Source organism: Tissierella praeacuta (assembly GCF_040396155.1).
Lineage (GTDB): Bacteria > Bacillota > Clostridia > Tissierellales > Tissierellaceae > Tissierella > Tissierella praeacuta_A.
The window spans coordinates 101676-118578 of record NZ_JBEBOY010000009.1 but is presented as its reverse complement, the minus strand read 5'-3'; the positions used below and the strand labels follow the sequence as shown (position 1 = coordinate 118578).

Genomic DNA, 16903 nt, shown 5'->3' with positions numbered 1-16903 from the left:
ATTCTTTTCTTTTATTTAAAAATTTGTTCTTGACATATTACCAGATTGCTTCTATTGTTTAATAAAAATAGACCAATTAGTTTTCATTGTCTATAAATGATATACTTGAAAAGTAAAGGATATAACTAGGAAAAGATGTGGAAGATAAGAAAACAACAAAGAAATAACTTAATAATTAAAGATACGAATAATATATGCATCTTTATTTTAAGTATTATATTTTTCTAATATTTATATGTTATAATGTATTGAGATGTTTCTTTGATTAAGCCTTCTCACTAAAGTGAAGGAGGTGATAACTTGAAGAGCCTACTGGAAAGAATGAAACAAAAATTTAAAGAAACATCTTTTAAGTCCATTGTCGATTTTGTGCTTAAAATCTTGTCCATAGTAAACTTGATTTTAAGCATCTTCAAAAAAAGATAATGGCAAAGCCCTCAGAATTGCGACTTCTGAGGGCTTTAATTTTTGATAACTTGATTTGCTTACTGGTATTTTCTTTTGTACTTTAATTATATCATACAAAAGCTATTTGTAAAGCATTATTTGACATTCATTACGGATGTTATCCATAAAAATCTTGTCATTAACATTATACCTCCAACTTAAAAAATGATACATTAAAACAAAAATAATAGTGGAAATTATAATCTATAACCTTTAATTTACTTATCGCTAAATTTAGACTACATTTTTAATATTTATCCAAATTGAATGTCTTATTCTGAAAGGGAACATCTATATTGTATACCTTAGTTTCATTTCCTACTGTAACAGTAACTTTGTACTTAAGAATGAATCCATCTTTTGGTAAAGTTACAGGTTCATCGTTATCTACCTTTTTAGCATGAGTCATTTTACCTAATTCATAAAATCTACCCATATTACCCTTTATTTTATTGTAATCCCAATTACTATAATATTTATTTGCATCTACAGTAAAATATCCAGGAGTATCTGGAGATAATAGCCTGTATTTAACAAATTCTGGATAGTTAGTCAATTCAGTTCTAATATTAATTCCAGTGTCCTTATAGTCTTCACGATTTCCTAAACGCATACTAAAGTAAGTTGATACATGTGGAGCATCTGTCATCTGTGTTACTATAATCTCTGGTTCTTTAAAACTCACTGTATCATTTCCTTTCCCAGTGTTAATATTTACATAATGTATTCCATTTTTCATCTCATATTCTATTTTAGCATCTAAAGCTTCAGATACAAATCTAACTGGTACATAGGTTCTACTGCCGAATAGTATTGCTTTAGTATCCACTGGCTTATCATCTTGAATATCAATTGGAACCACTTTACCATTTACTACAGCTGTTGATTTTCCGATTTCAAGTTCAACCTTGGTCTTTCCATTATCAATCCAAACTTTTGAATACCTTTACTGTAACCTGAAAATAAAGTTCTTCAAAACCCGTCTCTCCAAACCCTCTATTTTCCTACATTTCATTTTACACCAGTAAATAAAGTTCTTCAAGAATTTCCATCATTTTTCACGATTTTGTTCATTTTTTATATCAAAATGAAAATAAAGTTCTTCAAGGATAAAAGCAGAAATAAGAAAAAAAGGGGGAAGGGATAAAGGGAAGAAGAATTGATATAAGCTTGTGTTTTCAAGGAATATAGAGAAAGAAAAAGAAGGGGGAAAAGAAAAAGGGAATAAAAAAAACAGGAGATTTCTTGGAATTATTCCATGACTCTCCTGAGCTTTGAAGAACTTTATTTACTTGTTGAAGAACTTTATTTTAGCAGGACATTTACTCCAAGTATCTTTAGACCAATCTACATTGTATCCCATATTCTCAGATACAATTCTAACTGGAATTAGAATTCTTTGAGTATTTGTAATTAATGGATAACCCATATCATTATTAAACTTTACCTCTTTCCCATCAATAGTGATTACTGCCTGAGTTTGTTTGGGGGATTGAGTCAGGATTTTATTGGCATATATTGTTTGATTTAATCCTAATATGGTTACTAAGATTAAGGCAAACAGGCTTAAGTTTTTAATATACTTCCTCATTTGATTTTCCTCCTTTGTATTTGTCATATATTTCAAATTTTCTATTACCTCTTATATTCTATTTGATATCTCCAATATTGCAAGGATTTGTTAGTGATTTTGTATAATAATATTGAAAGTAATGATGTAAGTTAAATATACTTAATAAATAAACCATAAAACTATACAATAATTGGATTCATATATATATTTGTAATGGTAATACTTGTACGATATTTTTTACCAATGGCTCCATAACTCTTATCATCAATTTCCAATATCAATATAATTTCATGTTTCAAGCTTGGTTCATCATATAAAACTTCTTTCATAACTTCACTCATAAATTCATCTTCTTTAATCTGATATTCCTTTAACTTCTTTTTTACCTCTTCATTTATAAAAATATTCAATATTAATCCATCCTTTCTAAACATATTTGAATATAAACAATATCTTAAATCCCATTACTATTATTTTACCATATTCCTCCATCTTAAACCCTCTTTCCATCTCCCTAACTCCCTAAAAAGTAATATTACTTTTCCCTGTTCTAACTATGTAATCTGAAAATAAAGTTCTTCAAGGGAAAGGCAGGATTAAGGTGAGAAGGAATAAAGGAAGGGAATTGTAGTGGTTTCAATGGATTAAAGGGTAAGAAGAAAGAAAAGGGGAATAGAAAAAGCAAGAGGTTTCTTGGATTTTACTCTAAGATTTCTCCTGCTTTTGAAGAACTTTATTTTGAGGTGACAATTTCTCCTGCTTTTATTATATCTCTCTTCTATTATCCATTGCCTTTGCTAAGGTTACCTCGTCAAAGTACTCAAGGTCTCCACCTACTGGGATTCCATGAGCTATTCTTGTTACCTTTATACCTAAAGGCTTTATAAGCTTTGATATATATAGGGCTGTAGCTTCACCTTCTACCGTTGGATTGGTAGCTAAAACTATTTCCTTCACTACTCCATCAGATAATCTATCTAAAAGTTCTTTTACTCTTATATCATTTGGTCCAATATTATCCATGGGAGATATAACCCCATGAAGTACATGATATTGCCCCTTATATTCCTTAGACTTTTCCATAGCAATTATATCTTTAGCCCCTTCTAATACACAGATTATAGATTTATCCCTTGTAGTATCTCTACATATATGACATGGATCTTCATCTGTTAGATTACAACATATACTGCAAAGTCTTATCTTTTCCTTTGCATTAGTTATGGATTTTGACAGTTTTTCTGCCTCCAACTCTTCCATTTCTAATATATAAAACGCAAGTCTTTGAGCAGTTTTCCTACCAATGCCTGGTAACTTTGATAGCTGCTCTATTAAATTTGCTATTGGTAGTGCATACTGCTCCATTATATTACTTCCTCTCTATTAGAACAATCCTGGAATATTCATTCCTCCAGTTAATTTCCCCATCTCTTTGCTCATCATTTCATCAGCCTTTCTAAGGGCTTCATTTACAGCAGTCATTACTAGATCTTGTAGCATTTCTACATCTTCTGGATCTACTACTCCTTCATCTATAGTAATTGCTAATATTTCTTTCTTTCCATTTGATTTAGCTGTAACAGCACCACCACCAGAGCTTGCTTCCACTTCTGTTTCTTCAAGTTGCGCTTGCATTTCCTCCATTTGTTTTTGCATCTTCTGCATTTGCTTCATCATATTACCCATATTTCCACCCATTCCTGGAAATCCACGTTTTGCCATATTAAATTCTCCTTCCTTATTTTATTTCTACTATATTTTCTCCAAAGAAGTCTACGACCTCTTTTATGGCTTTTTCCTTATTTTTGTTTCCCTCTTTTTTGTCTATAAGCTTATCACCTATCATTACAAACCTTACCTCTATTTTTTTCTTGAAATAAGCTGAAACCCCTTGGTTTACAACTTCCGCATTTGTCGGCGTGCTAATTGCTGCTCTATGAATTCCAAAATTATCTCCATATCCTATTGTAAGCTCACCACCCGAATAGCTAATAGGTTCTCCTTCCATAAGAAGCGCAAATACATTAACTTTTATGGATTTTATTGCTTGAAGCACATTTTTCCACTCATTAACTATTGTTGTAAATTCTAGTTCCTTACCATCATCTACAAAATCTTCTTGCATTTGTACTTCTTCTGGTTTCTCTATTGGTTGTTTTTCTACTTGTATTGGTTCTTTATTGGTTTCAATAACCTTATTCTCAAGAGTCTTATTTTCATGTCTTAATGGTTCTTCCTTTAGAGTTCTTTTTGGTATTATACCCTTCTCAAGTCTTTCTACCCTCTCTGCCAATGAAAGTTCATCTTCTATTCTTATTAGCTGTATAACTGCGATTTCAAGAATTATCCTTGGCTGAGTTGACCATTTAGCTTTTTCATCTGCTATTGTAAGTATATCTAAACTCTTAAGTATAAAATCTATACTAATATCTTTGCTTTGATTTGAATATTTTCTTAAGGACTCTTCATCCATATCCATTAATCCAATAGGATCCTTTGATGTTTTGATTATCATTAGATTTCTAAAATGACTTATTAGATCTTTAATAAACTGATGAATATCCTTACCATTCTGAATAACTTCATCTATAGATTGCAGCACATCTTCTAGATTTTTATCTATTATATCCTTAGTAATATTTAATACAACATCAAAGTTTACCATTCCTAAAATATTAATAGCATCTGAATAAGTAATCTCTCCACTTCCAAAGGATATACATTGGTCTAATAAACTTAAAGCATCTCTCATGGCTCCATCGGAATTTCTTGCTATTAAATCTAATACTTTATCCTCTACATTTATATCGACTTTATTACATATACTTCTCATATTTTCAATTATGTCTTTTACAGTGACCCTTTTAAAATCAAATCTTTGACATCTGGATAAAATTGTCTGTGGCAATTTTTCTGGCTCTGTAGTTGCTAAGATAAATATCAAATGTTTAGGAGGCTCTTCAAGTGTTTTCAATAATGCATTAAATGCAGCTTTGGATAGCATATGTACCTCATCCACTATATATACTTTATATTTTGCTCTAGATGGAGGATATACTACCTTTTCCCTTAAATCTCGAATATCATCTACACCATTATTACTAGCTGCATCCATTTCTATAACATCCATGATACTCTCATCCAATATTCCCTTACAGATTTCACATTCGTTACACGGATTACCATCCTTTGGATTTAAACAATTAACAGCTCTAGAAAATATTTTTGCTGTAGAGGTCTTTCCCGTTCCCCTAGTACCTGAAAATAAATATGCATGACCAATATTCTCTTTCTGTATTTGGTTCTTTAACGTAATTGTTATATGTTTTTGACCTAGGACTTCATCAAAAGTCTTTGGTCTATATTGTCTATACAAGGCTTGATACATATTTTCACCTACATTTTTATAATATATTATATTATATCAGATTGTGCCTAAGATTACACCTATTTTATCCACTCTTTGTTTTTAGATGTTGACATATACCTATATTTTAGTTATAATATAATCCTGTGAGACAATAAACTATGGAGAGATGGTTGAGTTGGTCGAAGGCGCTCGCCTGGAAAGCGGGTAGACGTGAAAGCGTCTCGAGGGTTCGAATCCCTCTCTCTCCGCCATTAGAAATTTTTACCGTGCTAGATGGGGAGGTAGCGGTGCCCTATAACCTGCAATCCGCTATAGCAGGATTGAATTCCCAGTCTAGACATCTCTATTGTGAGGTCTGCCCCGAATAAGTGGCAGTGACGATTGGGTCCTACGCAACGGAAACTCATGAACCCCGTCAGATCCGGAAGGAAGCAGCGGTAAGTGAATCTTTTCGTGTGCCGTAGGGAAGCCTGGTCTGAGTTAACTGTTTGGGTAACGCTTGGAATAGGACTGCCAAAACTGGGTGCACGGTTACATAAAGTAAAATCTGTGGTATATATACCACAGATTTTTTTGTGGGCTGATTCATAGAATCAGCCCATTATATTTATTATCTAACCTTGGAAAATTTTCCCTGACTTTGTGCTATAATCTTCAAGATTTCCTTTGCCATAAGTAAGTCCTGATACTATATTAGGTTCTTCTTTTGATTCTAAGCCCTTGAAACCTATATATATTGGCTTTATTACATCTACAGCATTTTCAAAAAAAATAATATCTTTCTTTATATCTCCTTCTGTTATTAACTTATTAGTATATAGATAAAGAGATCTAAGGTTTGTGGATAACTCATCCTTTTCTCTAAATGTTACTAACAATTCCGTTAATATATCTCGGGAATTGTTGATAAGTATGCTCAATTTATCATAATCTTTTTCTTCTATGGCTTTTAATGACTCATTTAATCTTTCCATCAGTCCTTCATGGAGCATTGCTACTAATCCCCAATCATTTGTTGACATTACCCTTTTTTCTAGAGTAATAGTTTCCATTTATATGTCACTCCTATCTTTGTAGTAGTTGGAGCACCGTTTGTGGCAGTTGATTTGCTTGACTTAGCATTGATGTACCTGCTTGTTGTAATATATTAAGTTTTGTAAACTCGCTCATTTCCTTCGCCATATCTAAATCCTCAATTCTAGATTTAGCTGCTGTTAAGTTTTCCGCTGTATTATCCACATTCTTTATAGTATGCTCAAGTCTATTTTGGATTGCACCTAACTTGGAACGTATAGAAGATACTTTTTCTATAGCATTATTATACACAGTTATGGCTGATTCAAATTCAGATGACTTTACTCCTCCTGATACAACAGTAAACCCTCCACTGCCATCTTTTTTAATAATGCCAGTTTCAATATTTAACTCTCCAGAACCACTTCCAACTTTAACATTAATATCTTTCATCTCTACATTAATGAATTGTTCCTTATTAGCACCTATTTGAAGTCTTAATCCTGATGTATTTGAACCATCTAATAATTTTATACCATTAAACTCTGTATCTCTTCCTATCATATTAATTTGTTCAGTCAATTCTCTCATCTCATTAGCTATAGCTCCTAGGTCTTCTTCTTCATACACTCCATTAGCACCTTGTACACTAAGCTCTCTCATTCTTTGAAGCATTTCATGGACTTCATTTAAAGCACCTTCTGCCGTTTGAATCAAAGATACTCCATCTAGAGAGTTTCTTGAGGCTTGTCTTAGTCCTCTTACCTGTGCTTCCATTTTTTGTGATATAGCAAGTCCAGCTGCATCATCCGATGCTCTATTAATTCTTTTTCCTGAAGAAAGTCTTTCCAATGATTTTTGCAGACCTTCAGTATTAACATTTAATAATCTGTGTGTATTTAACGCTGGTATATTATTATTTATTCTCATGGTTTTTATCCCCCTCAAATTTATTTGTATTTTCTATAAATGATATTACCTCTCCTAATATTTGAAACATTTCCTTAGGCAATTTATCAATTTTTTCTTCTGTGGATTCTAGATTTAACTCTATATCTTGAACTAATGTATCTGTCTTATATGCCTTTTCAATACTCTTTCGTGATATCAGTCTTTTCATCACATCACCTAATAGACCAAAGCATATCCAAGACTTTTAAGACCTTTGTCAAGTAAACTTAAATTGGTTTTTAGAGTATTTTTTTCCTCATCTATATTGATTTGGACTTCTTTTCCTTTTACATTAATTTCAATATCCACTGTTCCTATATTATCTGTTTCTAGGCTTATAAAGAACTTCATATTATTTTTATCGATACCTTTTTCCATATCAGGCACTATAATATTTAAACTTCTATATTCATTATCGATTTGTACAGGTAACTGAAATATAATATCCTTCTTAGATATTTTAGATTGTATCTTTATATATTCATCCTCTTTTGACTTTTCCCTTTTATTAGTATCAAAGGAATCATTGGAACTATTTAGGGAATTTATCAGCTCCTTATAATTATCTTTAAAATTAGCATCTCCCTCTTTAATAGATGTGGAGATTTTCTCTTGAAGTAACTTTATGCCTTCTTTAAACTTCTCAGTATATCGTGGGTTATTGGGTTCTATCATATCCTTTAGTGTATTAGCTAACCCCTTTTCCCCATTTAAGAAAGAATTTATATCTTTAATTTCTTTCAAAGTCATAGGAAGTTGGTTTCTAATTATAATTGGTAATATTCTCTCCTGATTTCCCTTGATATCTTTTATTTCCTTAGTCATTCTTTGGTTTTCTTTATACCTATTTATTTTCTTTTCTATATAACTATTTAATTCATTAAGCGGCATATTTTCCAAAGTATGACCATCTTTTATACTTTCTTTTACCATATTAATTGTTAAATTATTTCTTGCCCTAAGATATTCTTCAAATATTAGCCCCTCATTCACTCTATCGACTGGCTCAGAACTTTCTTCACCTGTAGTTATTTCCTTTCCAGCCATATATAGGTTATTTAGGGTTATATCTTTATCTCTATTAAGTGCAAGAGATATTGTATTTGTACTTATGTTTTCATCTAATTTGTTTAATATATTAGATATATAAATGGTTTTATCCAAGGTCTTATGCTCAAGACTTAGCTCTTTATCTATATTTGTATCTACAATTTCCTTTATAGCCTTTAATGTGAAATCTTCTCCATTTTTTATTAACATTAGGAGATCTTTATCTTTAATTTTTCCTAAAATTTCTAGATTCTCTTTTATCTCTTGAATTTCATCTTCATTTAAAGGCTTGTCTATTTTTTTAATATCTTTTTCTTTCTTTAATTCCTCTACCAATTGATTTATAGGTTCCTCTAATGGATTTATTTCCTTCTTATTTAGTTTTGCTACTTCTTCATGTCCTAATAAATCTATTAATTCTCTTACAGCTTCTTTCATAGCAATTATTTTACTATGTTTTTCTTCGTCCATTACCATATCATTTACTATAAATTCCCTTAAGATATTGATGTTTTCCATATTATCATCTAAGTTTAAGTTATTTAATATTTCTTTTAAGCCATCTATAGTTGTTTCTTTCTCTATAGTAAAGCCTTCAAAGCTTTTAGCTTCCATATTATTTTCTATGGAGTTTATAGTATAATAGTTATTTAATTTATATAAATTATCTATATTGAATGATATTTCCTCATTTAATACCTTGATATAAACATCATCTTTCAACTCTTTTAAATTATGAAGTTTGGATATTACTTCTATGGTCTTATCTATATTTTCCCTTGTAATAGGCAATTTTTCTTTATGTAAAGCTATTATTGTATCGTATACATCCTTTCCCATCTTCTGACCATAAATTTCTTTTGATATTTCTTCGGCTTCTTTATAAGTAAGATCTCTTTCAAGTTTTAGAAATCTTCTCAAAGAAAAAGGAATTTTTTCATTGTTTATATCTTCCAATGCTTGAGCTATTTTTTGAAGGTTATCTCCTTCTAAATCTACTCCTCTATCTACAAGCTTCACAAAAGAATTAGTATCTATACCTTCAATTATTTTATTTAGATATTCTCTTGATTTTATATAGGAAGCTACATTTCCCTTTGAAATTGGTATACCACTATTAATTAAAAACTCTACCATTCTAATATTCTCTTCTGTATATTCCAATCCCAGTTCGCTTATTATATCTGCTACTTTCCTTACATCCTCTTCTTCTTTTTCTACTTCTTCTTTCTCTTCTAATTTAGCAGAAACTATGTCTTCTTTCTCAACTATTATATTGTCTCCTAAATTTGCTTGTATTTCCTCTCTTAATCTCAGAGAATATTCTACTGTTTTATTATCTATGGTTTTTTCAATCTTTATATCCTTGCCATTTTTCTCCACAAGTACTCCTTCCACATCATAAGGGAGAGTAGGGGTTATTCCATAGCTATTTATTAAATTTTCTTTATTATTTATTTTCAAAATTTCCATTGAATTTTCCTTTCATAAATACTGGTTCCTTAATTTTATCAAAGATAATAAATATATCTAAGATATATAAAATAGGCATTAGTATTTCCTATTATCTATAGTCAAATTTTATTTTTCATTGACTATAATCAATATTCTCACTTTATCTATCGTCAATTTATTCAATTTTCTTGAGGGACTTATTATCCATTTTAATATTTCTGCCGATATTATATAATGAATGATATAGGGGGTGACATTGTGAATAAAATCAATAAACTTGGCATGGATAGTATTTCACCTATTGAAATTTCACGAGCTGTAGATAGAAAGACTATAAAGGATACTTTTAAATTAAAATTAAATGAATTAGAGCAAGATCAAATTAGAACTGAATTAAAATCTTTATATGATAAAATCGAAACTCAATCTGATAAATTATCTAATAAATTATTTATAGATGATTTAATTCAATATAAAAAATTAGTTAGGGAATTCTTAAACGTAACTGTAAATAATTCCCATGTGTTTTTCAAAGAAAACTCCCTTGATAGACGAGGACGCCATAGAGTTTATTCATTGGTAAAAAAAGTAGACCAAGAGTTAGATGAACTAACTCAGGAGTTTTTAGATTTAGAAAATAAAAGAATTAATATATTAAAAAGATTAAATGATATTCAAGGAATACTTTTGGATATTATGACATAAATCTGAATATTTTATATAAACATGGGTATATTGTTTGATAGTAGGAGGGATTACTATGGAAGATATGTTAAAGAAAGTTTTTTTAGCTGGTATTGGTACATTAGCTGTAACATATGAAAAAGCTAATGAAATAGTAGGAAACATGGTGGAAAAAGGAAAAATCACCATGGATCAAGGTAAAGAATTAAATGAAGAATTAAAAAGAGTTATGAATAATAAAGAAACTACTACTGCAAATAATAAATCAGACTTAAAGGAAATATTAAAAGAACTAAATCTAGCTACTAAAGAAGATATAGCTAATTTAGAATCAAGAATTAGCGATTTAGAAAAAAACCGTTAGTTTGGGGGGAATGAATACCTTGATTTTTTCAAGGTATTTTTCAATATGGAAAAAAACTATACTCGATCAAGATTTAAAGAAATTGTTTCTGTTGCAATTAAACATGGTTTCAAGAATGGAATTGGAAAGCCTAATGAACTAAGATTGTTTCTAGAAGATCTGGGACCAACCTTTATTAAAATTGGACAAATATTATCTACAAGACCTGATTTATTATCTAAAGAATACATATTAGAGTTAGAGAAACTTCAAGACGATGTAAAACCAGAAAGTTTCCATGTTATGCAAAAAATTATTGAAACAAATTTAGGCGGCCCTATTTCAGATGTCTTCGTAGACTTTGAAACCACTCCTTTAGCCTCCGCTTCCTTAGCTGAGGTTTATTTGGCTAGATTAAAAACAGGAGAAGAAGTGGTTCTAAAGGTTCAGCGTCCATTTGTAAGGGAAAAAATCTTAGCTGATATAGCTATTCTAAATAAACTAGCTCCTTTTATTAAATTTACAACAAAGAATGAAGTATTAGATGTTAAATCTGTCATTGAAGAAATCAAGACTGCCACAGAAAGAGAATTAGACTTTTTAGTCGAAAAAGAAAACATTAAAAAATTTAATTCAAATAACAAGGATATTAAATATATTAAAAATATTGCTGTTTATGAAAGATACTGCACTTCTCATATATTGGTAATGGAATTTATTAGCGGTATAAAAATAGATGATACTTCTACTCTTTTGACTGAAGGCTATGATATTAAAGAGATTGCACAAAAACTTATTTACAATTATTTTAAACAAATCTTTGAAGATGGGTTTTTTCATGCAGATCCACATCCGGGAAATCTCTTAATTCACAATAACAAAATTGGATTTATTGACTTTGGTCTAATGGGAAGTCTAGACCAAGGCATTAAGAAAAAATTCAACTTATTTCTAGAAGGTATTGCCACTGATAATGTGGATTTAATGACTAGTTCTGTTTTAAGCATTGGTATTAGAAAAGGTGATGTTGATATAAACAGACTATATCAAGATATAAACTTAATTTACGATACCTATATAAATGAATCCATATATAACTATGATTTAGCTAAGATTTTAGAAGAAATTATTATTATTTGTAAAAAAAATAATATAGTAATGCCTAAGGATATTACTTTGCTAGCAAAAGGCATGCTAACTCTCCAAGGAGTCCTAGCAAAGATGGATAAGGATTTAAATGTTATGGATATTGCCCTTCCTTATTTTAAAAACAGAATAGTAGAAGATAAATTAAAAGATTATGACTTAGCCTTATTAGGAAACAAGATTATATCTGCTGGAAAAGCTTCCTTAGATTTACCTTTAAAAATCTCACAAATTATTGACAGAGGTTTAGAGGGTAGGCTTAAGTTAAATTTAGATTTTAAAAATATAGATAAGAACTTTAATGAAGTTAATAAAATGGTAAATAGAATTATCTTCTCTGTTATTGTTGCTGGGTTATTAATTAGTTCTTCATTAGTTATAAATGCCAACGTAGGCTTGAATATTTATGGTGTTTCTGCCATAGGAATTATAGGTTATTTAGGTGCAGGATTAGCTGGATTTTTACTTTTAATATCAATATTTAAGTCAGGCAAATTGTAATTTTGATTAAAAATTTTATTCTAAATAAAATTTTTGTTGATATTATCCAAATAAAATCCCTTACGATAAGAAATTATCATAAGGGATTTTATTAATTGAAAAAATAGTCATTCAATAATTTGTTATAATTAAATTATAAAGATTTATGACAGATTTCATCCATAGCCCCAAGGATTATTCTTCTATAGCTACGAATATCATCTGAAGTCAACATAGGTATTTTCCAATACTCTATATAATCAACAGGCACTAACAATGATATGACTGCAGCAGTACCTGGTACAATCCCAGGAGATCTAACTACTTCATGTAAACTATTGGACATAAAAGTAACTCCTCCAGCATCTTCACTAATTAACTTAGCCATATCTGCAACTATTGCTACCTTATCCTTAGATGTATCTACATCTTTCAATTCCTCTCCTAATTTGATAATCTTATTTGCAAAGTCTGCTGTAGCTTCAAATAATTGTCCTTTCTTTTGAGGAAGAGAATCTATAGAAGTTATATAAGGAATTTCAGCTTTCCCTGCAACTTCAGCTAATGTCTCAGCTAGAAGTAAATTATCAATCCCCTCCTGAGCACGAAATAAAAAAGTATTATCAGTAATTTTATTAGACATATTTGGAATATATGCTTTACTTTCTGCAATTACAGTAGGTATGCTGTCAATTCCAATTGCCTTCATCAGCTCTCCTTTTTCTCCAATAGCAGTATTCCCCTCATTATCTTCATCAGGTCCCACTCCACCTTCAGATCCATTGATATTCAATAAAACAGAAACGGAAATTCCATTAATACCAACAATCATTCCTGCCATTTTATCAATTCTTCCAAGATATTTCTGTGAAGTTATATAAACCTTATTAGGATTTTTTCTATGAAAAGAATCTAGAACTGCTAATGCTATGGCACCTTGCAATGCAACAGGAACTTCCATAACGCCTTGACCATATATACGTCCAAATACATTTATTGCTGTTCTTTGAGTATATATCCCGTCCTCACCAATAGCTCTATTCATTAATTCTGATTCAATTGGAGTTATACCTCGTCGACAAAATGTCCTTCCAATTCCTCCTCCATTGGTCTTTACCACTATATCGCCTTTTAGCGGATCTCCCTTTACATATTTTATAGTTGTATCTACATCTAATGCTTCCTTCATTAAGGAAGCCACTACTGCAAATCCTCCAGAATCATCTTGAACAAAGGAACTATGACTATGAACATGACCTACGCCTACATGTCCTACAATGGCAAATTGACCTTTAGTTTTGTCTGAAATTGAAATCCTATAATCTTTCATGAACTAATTTTCCATCCACATAAGTTTTCATTACCTTTGCATCAAGGATATCCTCTTCACAACTTAAATTAAACAAATCTCTATCCATTACAACAAAATCTGCAAATTTATCCTTAGTTATAGTACCCTTAATCTTTTCCTCACCAGAAGCATATGCCCCTTCCACAGTGTAAGCATAAATCGCTTCGCTCATACTCAATTTTTCATTAGGCAAATAAACATTTTTGCTATTTCCAGTAATATTCTTTCGTGTTACAGCTGTATATATATTCGCCATAGGGTTAAAAGACTCTACTGGACAATCTGTTCCAAATGGCATGTGAATTCCCTTTTCCTTCATAGTTTTCCATGCATAAGAAGTCTCAGCTAAATCATTACCTACTCTATCTACAATAATATTCATATCATAATCAATGAAAATAGGTTGAATGAAGGCTGTTACATTTAATTCTCTAAAACAATTCAAAAGCCCTTCATCTGTAATTTGACAATGGACAATTCCATGACGTAAATCATTGTTTGGATTTTTCTTTTGAGCTTTTTCTATAGCATTTAATGACATCTCAATAGCCCCATCTCCTATGGCATGTATAGCTACTGGACAGTTGTTGTCATGGGAAATCATAACTAATTCATCTAAATCCTCTTGCTTAAATAAAGCTATTCCTTTAGTTGAAGAGTCGTCTGCATATGGATTTCTCAATGCTGCAGTACGTGCTCCTAGGGAACCATCACTTAATAGTTTTATAGATGTTATCTTATACTTATCACGTCCCCAACCTTCACCATAACCTTTTTTAAAAAACTCCTCAAGGGACAGTCTGTCTTCAAACAAACATTGCTCTCCTATACGAACCTTCAATTTTTCCTCTTTTTCCAGTTCATCAAGTGCTTGGAAAAACAAATCATAATCTCTATTAGGCATATATCCAATATCATCTGTTTGTACAGAAGTTATACCTGCCTCAAACAGTTTATCCTGAGCAGCAACGATGATTTCCTTGGTAATATCTAAAGTTAACTTAGATATCATAGCCTTAACTTTTTCTAAAAGACTTTCCTTTATGACCCCATTGGGTTCTCCATTCGGTAATAGTTCTACTAAATTTCCATATTCCTTTGCAGTTTCTTTATTTAATCCAATTTCATTCATAGCAGCAGTGTTCAGTACTCCTATATGAAAACACGCACGCATAATAATAGTAGGCACATCACCTGTTATTCCATCTAAATCAAACTTATTAGGAAATCTTTTTTCATCTTCAAAATAATCATGATTCCATCCTTCTCCTTCAAGCCAGGTGGTATCTTCTTTATCTCTATTGTCCATTGCATGTTTTATACGATTCTTAACTTCATCTATACTTTTAGTTCCTACTAAATCTACACTTCTAAGACTCTTAGCAAGGTGTATAAAATGCATATGAGAATCATTTAATCCCGGAATTACTAAACGTCCTTCTAAGTCAATCTCTTTATCTGCCTGCCCATGTTTATTTAAGTATTCACGAGCACCATCTTCTGTTCCTACATATACAAATTTGTTTCCTTCTACAACCATTGCCTTCCCTTGAGGTAATGTAGAATCCATAGTTTGTATATTACCATTTTTAAATAGTATCATTGCCTTTTCTTGCCTCCTCTTTATTCTTCTTATCAAAGTATATATAAACTAAAGCTCCTAAAACTGGAACAACAAAACCAATTAATGCTGTCACTGGATCTTCAATAAATGTATTAATCATCAATCCTGTAAATATTAAAACAGTTATTATTACTGTAATTGGATAGCCCCATATCTTATACGGTCTATCTAAAGATGGAAATCTCCTTCTATAAATAAATACAGCTGCAATACATAAAACATTAAAAAACATACCTATAAAAACTACCATTGATGTAAGCTGGTCAAGACTTCTAGATAAAACTAAAATAACCGAAATAATACATTGCCCAACTAAAGATGCAGTAGGAACCTTATACTTAGGATGCAATTTTTTATAGCTTTTGAAAAAATGTCCTTCTTCAGCCATTGCATAATATGTTCTAGAAAATGTCAAAATCATTCCATTAAGTGAACCAAACATAGAAATAACCATACCTAAAATAACAATAATTCCTCCAACATTACCAAAGATAGTCTTAGCAACTTCAGTACCAAGATAAAAATCTCCACTATTAATCATTGAAACTATTTTATCATGTGGTAAAACTTTGTAAATAGAGTAATTAAATAAAGTATATAAAACCGTAATTCCTCCAATGGCAATAATCAAAGAAAAAGGTAAATTTCTCTTAGGGTTTTTCATTTCTTCTGCTACAGTGTTTAAATTCGTCCAACCTTCATATGCCCATAATGTAGCTACTGTAGCAAAGGCGATCATTCCTATTATGCTACTAAAGGTAACTTCACTTCCATCAGCTGGCATAAGGCTAAGATCAGGAGTATGTTTACCGAAAATTAAAGCTCCCCCCATAATCAAAATTATAGGTATTAATTTGGCAACCATTGAAATATTTTGTAAAGCAGAACCTTTCTTAACGCCAAAATAATTATAAATAGTAAGTGCAACTATTAATCCAATTGCTATACCTTTAATAGCAATATCATTAAGATTGAAAAATGCCTTTAATGCAGTGGGAAGTGCAATAGCAACGGCTGAAATAGAACCTGCACCACTAATAAGCCAACTTCCAAAACCATACATAAATCCAACTACAGGATGATAAGCCTCATTTAAATAAACTACCATTCCACCTGCTACAGGACGAGATGCTCCTAATTCAGCAAAACATAAACCTCCAAGCAATGAGATTAAACCACCTATTATCCAACATAATAATGATAGTCCCATACTCATACCCGTTCGCTGCATAACGTAGGATCCTAAATAGAAAATACCCGATCCAATCATAATACCGCCAATAATACTTACACCGCCAAAAACCCCAATTTCCTGTTTAAATTCAGAATTACTGGTTTCCACCTCATTGAACATCTGTTTTTTCGCCATGTGTTTTCCTCCTATTATGTTATTTTATAGCAATCTATATAATATA

The 16903-nt window shown here is 30.9% G+C and carries 16 protein-coding genes, 1 tRNA gene and 1 other RNA gene; 5 read left to right on the top strand and 13 right to left on the bottom strand.

From position 1 onward, the window contains the following. Positions 1-694: 694 nt before the first annotated feature. From ABWP20_RS06840 to dnaX, 6 genes are all read right to left on the bottom strand, one after another. Positions 695-1375, bottom strand: a complete 681-nt coding sequence (locus ABWP20_RS06840) for a stalk domain-containing protein (RefSeq protein WP_353095033.1) — start codon at positions 1373-1375, stop codon at positions 695-697. 360 nt (positions 1376-1735) lie between these two features. Then, complete coding sequence (locus ABWP20_RS06835) at positions 1736-2038, bottom strand: stalk domain-containing protein (protein WP_353095025.1); 303 nt, start codon at positions 2036-2038, stop codon at positions 1736-1738. 161 nt (positions 2039-2199) lie between these two features. After that, positions 2200-2430: a hypothetical protein gene (locus ABWP20_RS06830; RefSeq protein ID WP_353095023.1), complete on the bottom strand. Its 231-nt coding sequence runs from the start codon at positions 2428-2430 to the stop codon at positions 2200-2202. 355 nt (positions 2431-2785) lie between these two features. After that, complete coding sequence (gene recR, locus ABWP20_RS06825) at positions 2786-3385, bottom strand: recombination mediator RecR (RefSeq protein WP_353095021.1); 600 nt, start codon at positions 3383-3385, stop codon at positions 2786-2788. Between the two features lie 18 nt (positions 3386-3403). Beyond that, positions 3404-3742, bottom strand: coding sequence for a YbaB/EbfC family nucleoid-associated protein (locus tag ABWP20_RS06820; RefSeq protein WP_353095019.1), 339 nt, complete (start codon positions 3740-3742; stop codon positions 3404-3406). A 16-nt stretch (positions 3743-3758) separates the two neighbouring features. Then, a complete protein-coding gene (gene dnaX, locus ABWP20_RS06815) occupies positions 3759-5408 on the bottom strand; it encodes a DNA polymerase III subunit gamma/tau (RefSeq protein ID WP_353095017.1) in 1650 nt (549 codons plus the stop codon). Between the two features lie 142 nt (positions 5409-5550). Between dnaX and ABWP20_RS06810 the strand changes: the two genes are divergently transcribed. Next, a tRNA-Ser gene (locus ABWP20_RS06810) sits at positions 5551-5641 on the top strand. A gap of 13 nt (positions 5642-5654) precedes the next feature. Beyond that, positions 5655-5921, top strand: an RNA gene (gene ffs / locus ABWP20_RS06805) — signal recognition particle sRNA large type. Positions 5922-6004: 83 nt separating this feature from the next. Here ffs and ABWP20_RS06800 read toward each other — a convergent pair. The 4 genes from ABWP20_RS06800 to ABWP20_RS06785 are packed head-to-tail and all read right to left on the bottom strand — an operon-like array spanning position 6005 to position 9878. After that, on the bottom strand, positions 6005-6442 hold the full coding sequence (locus ABWP20_RS06800) for a flagellar export chaperone FliS (RefSeq protein ID WP_353095015.1): 438 nt from the start codon (positions 6440-6442) through the stop codon (positions 6005-6007). Between the two features lie 13 nt (positions 6443-6455). After that, the gene (locus tag ABWP20_RS06795; protein WP_353095013.1) at positions 6456-7334 is read right to left on the bottom strand and encodes a flagellin N-terminal helical domain-containing protein; all 879 of its coding nucleotides are present in this window, start codon (positions 7332-7334) and stop codon (positions 6456-6458) included. Next, a complete protein-coding gene (locus tag ABWP20_RS06790) occupies positions 7321-7524 on the bottom strand; it encodes a hypothetical protein (RefSeq protein WP_353095011.1) in 204 nt (67 codons plus the stop codon). Before ABWP20_RS06790 ends, ABWP20_RS06795 begins: the two co-directional genes overlap by 14 nt. An 8-nt stretch (positions 7525-7532) precedes the next feature. Next, positions 7533-9878 (bottom strand): DUF6240 domain-containing protein, encoded by a 2346-nt coding sequence (locus ABWP20_RS06785; protein WP_353095009.1) that lies wholly within the window; start codon positions 9876-9878, stop codon positions 7533-7535. Positions 9879-10118: 240 nt separating this feature from the next. Between ABWP20_RS06785 and ABWP20_RS06780 the strand changes: the two genes are divergently transcribed. From ABWP20_RS06780 to ABWP20_RS06770, 3 genes are read left to right on the top strand one after another with little or no spacing between them, the layout of a single operon-like run. Continuing rightward, complete coding sequence (locus ABWP20_RS06780) at positions 10119-10565, top strand: YaaR family protein (RefSeq protein WP_353095007.1); 447 nt, start codon at positions 10119-10121, stop codon at positions 10563-10565. Between the two features lie 55 nt (positions 10566-10620). Then, a complete protein-coding gene (locus ABWP20_RS06775; RefSeq protein WP_353095005.1) occupies positions 10621-10908 on the top strand; it encodes a phasin family protein in 288 nt (95 codons plus the stop codon). A gap of 45 nt (positions 10909-10953) precedes the next feature. Further along, positions 10954-12534: an ABC1 kinase family protein gene (locus ABWP20_RS06770; protein ID WP_353095003.1), complete on the top strand. Its 1581-nt coding sequence runs from the start codon at positions 10954-10956 to the stop codon at positions 12532-12534. Between the two features lie 133 nt (positions 12535-12667). On the opposite strand, the gene ABWP20_RS06765 is transcribed toward ABWP20_RS06770, so the two are convergent. The 3 genes from ABWP20_RS06765 to ABWP20_RS06755 are packed head-to-tail and all read right to left on the bottom strand — an operon-like array spanning position 12668 to position 16857. Continuing rightward, positions 12668-13843, bottom strand: coding sequence for a hypothetical protein (locus ABWP20_RS06765; protein ID WP_353095001.1), 1176 nt, complete (start codon positions 13841-13843; stop codon positions 12668-12670). Beyond that, positions 13830-15467 carry an amidohydrolase gene (locus ABWP20_RS06760; RefSeq protein ID WP_353094999.1) on the bottom strand — a complete coding sequence of 546 codons (1638 nt, stop codon included), beginning with the start codon at positions 15465-15467 and terminating at the stop codon, positions 13830-13832. The genes ABWP20_RS06765 and ABWP20_RS06760 overlap by 14 nt, the downstream gene beginning before the upstream one ends. Beyond that, complete coding sequence (locus tag ABWP20_RS06755) at positions 15454-16857, bottom strand: APC family permease (RefSeq protein ID WP_353094997.1); 1404 nt, start codon at positions 16855-16857, stop codon at positions 15454-15456. Before ABWP20_RS06755 ends, ABWP20_RS06760 begins: the two co-directional genes overlap by 14 nt. Between the last annotated feature and the right edge of the window lie 46 nt (positions 16858-16903).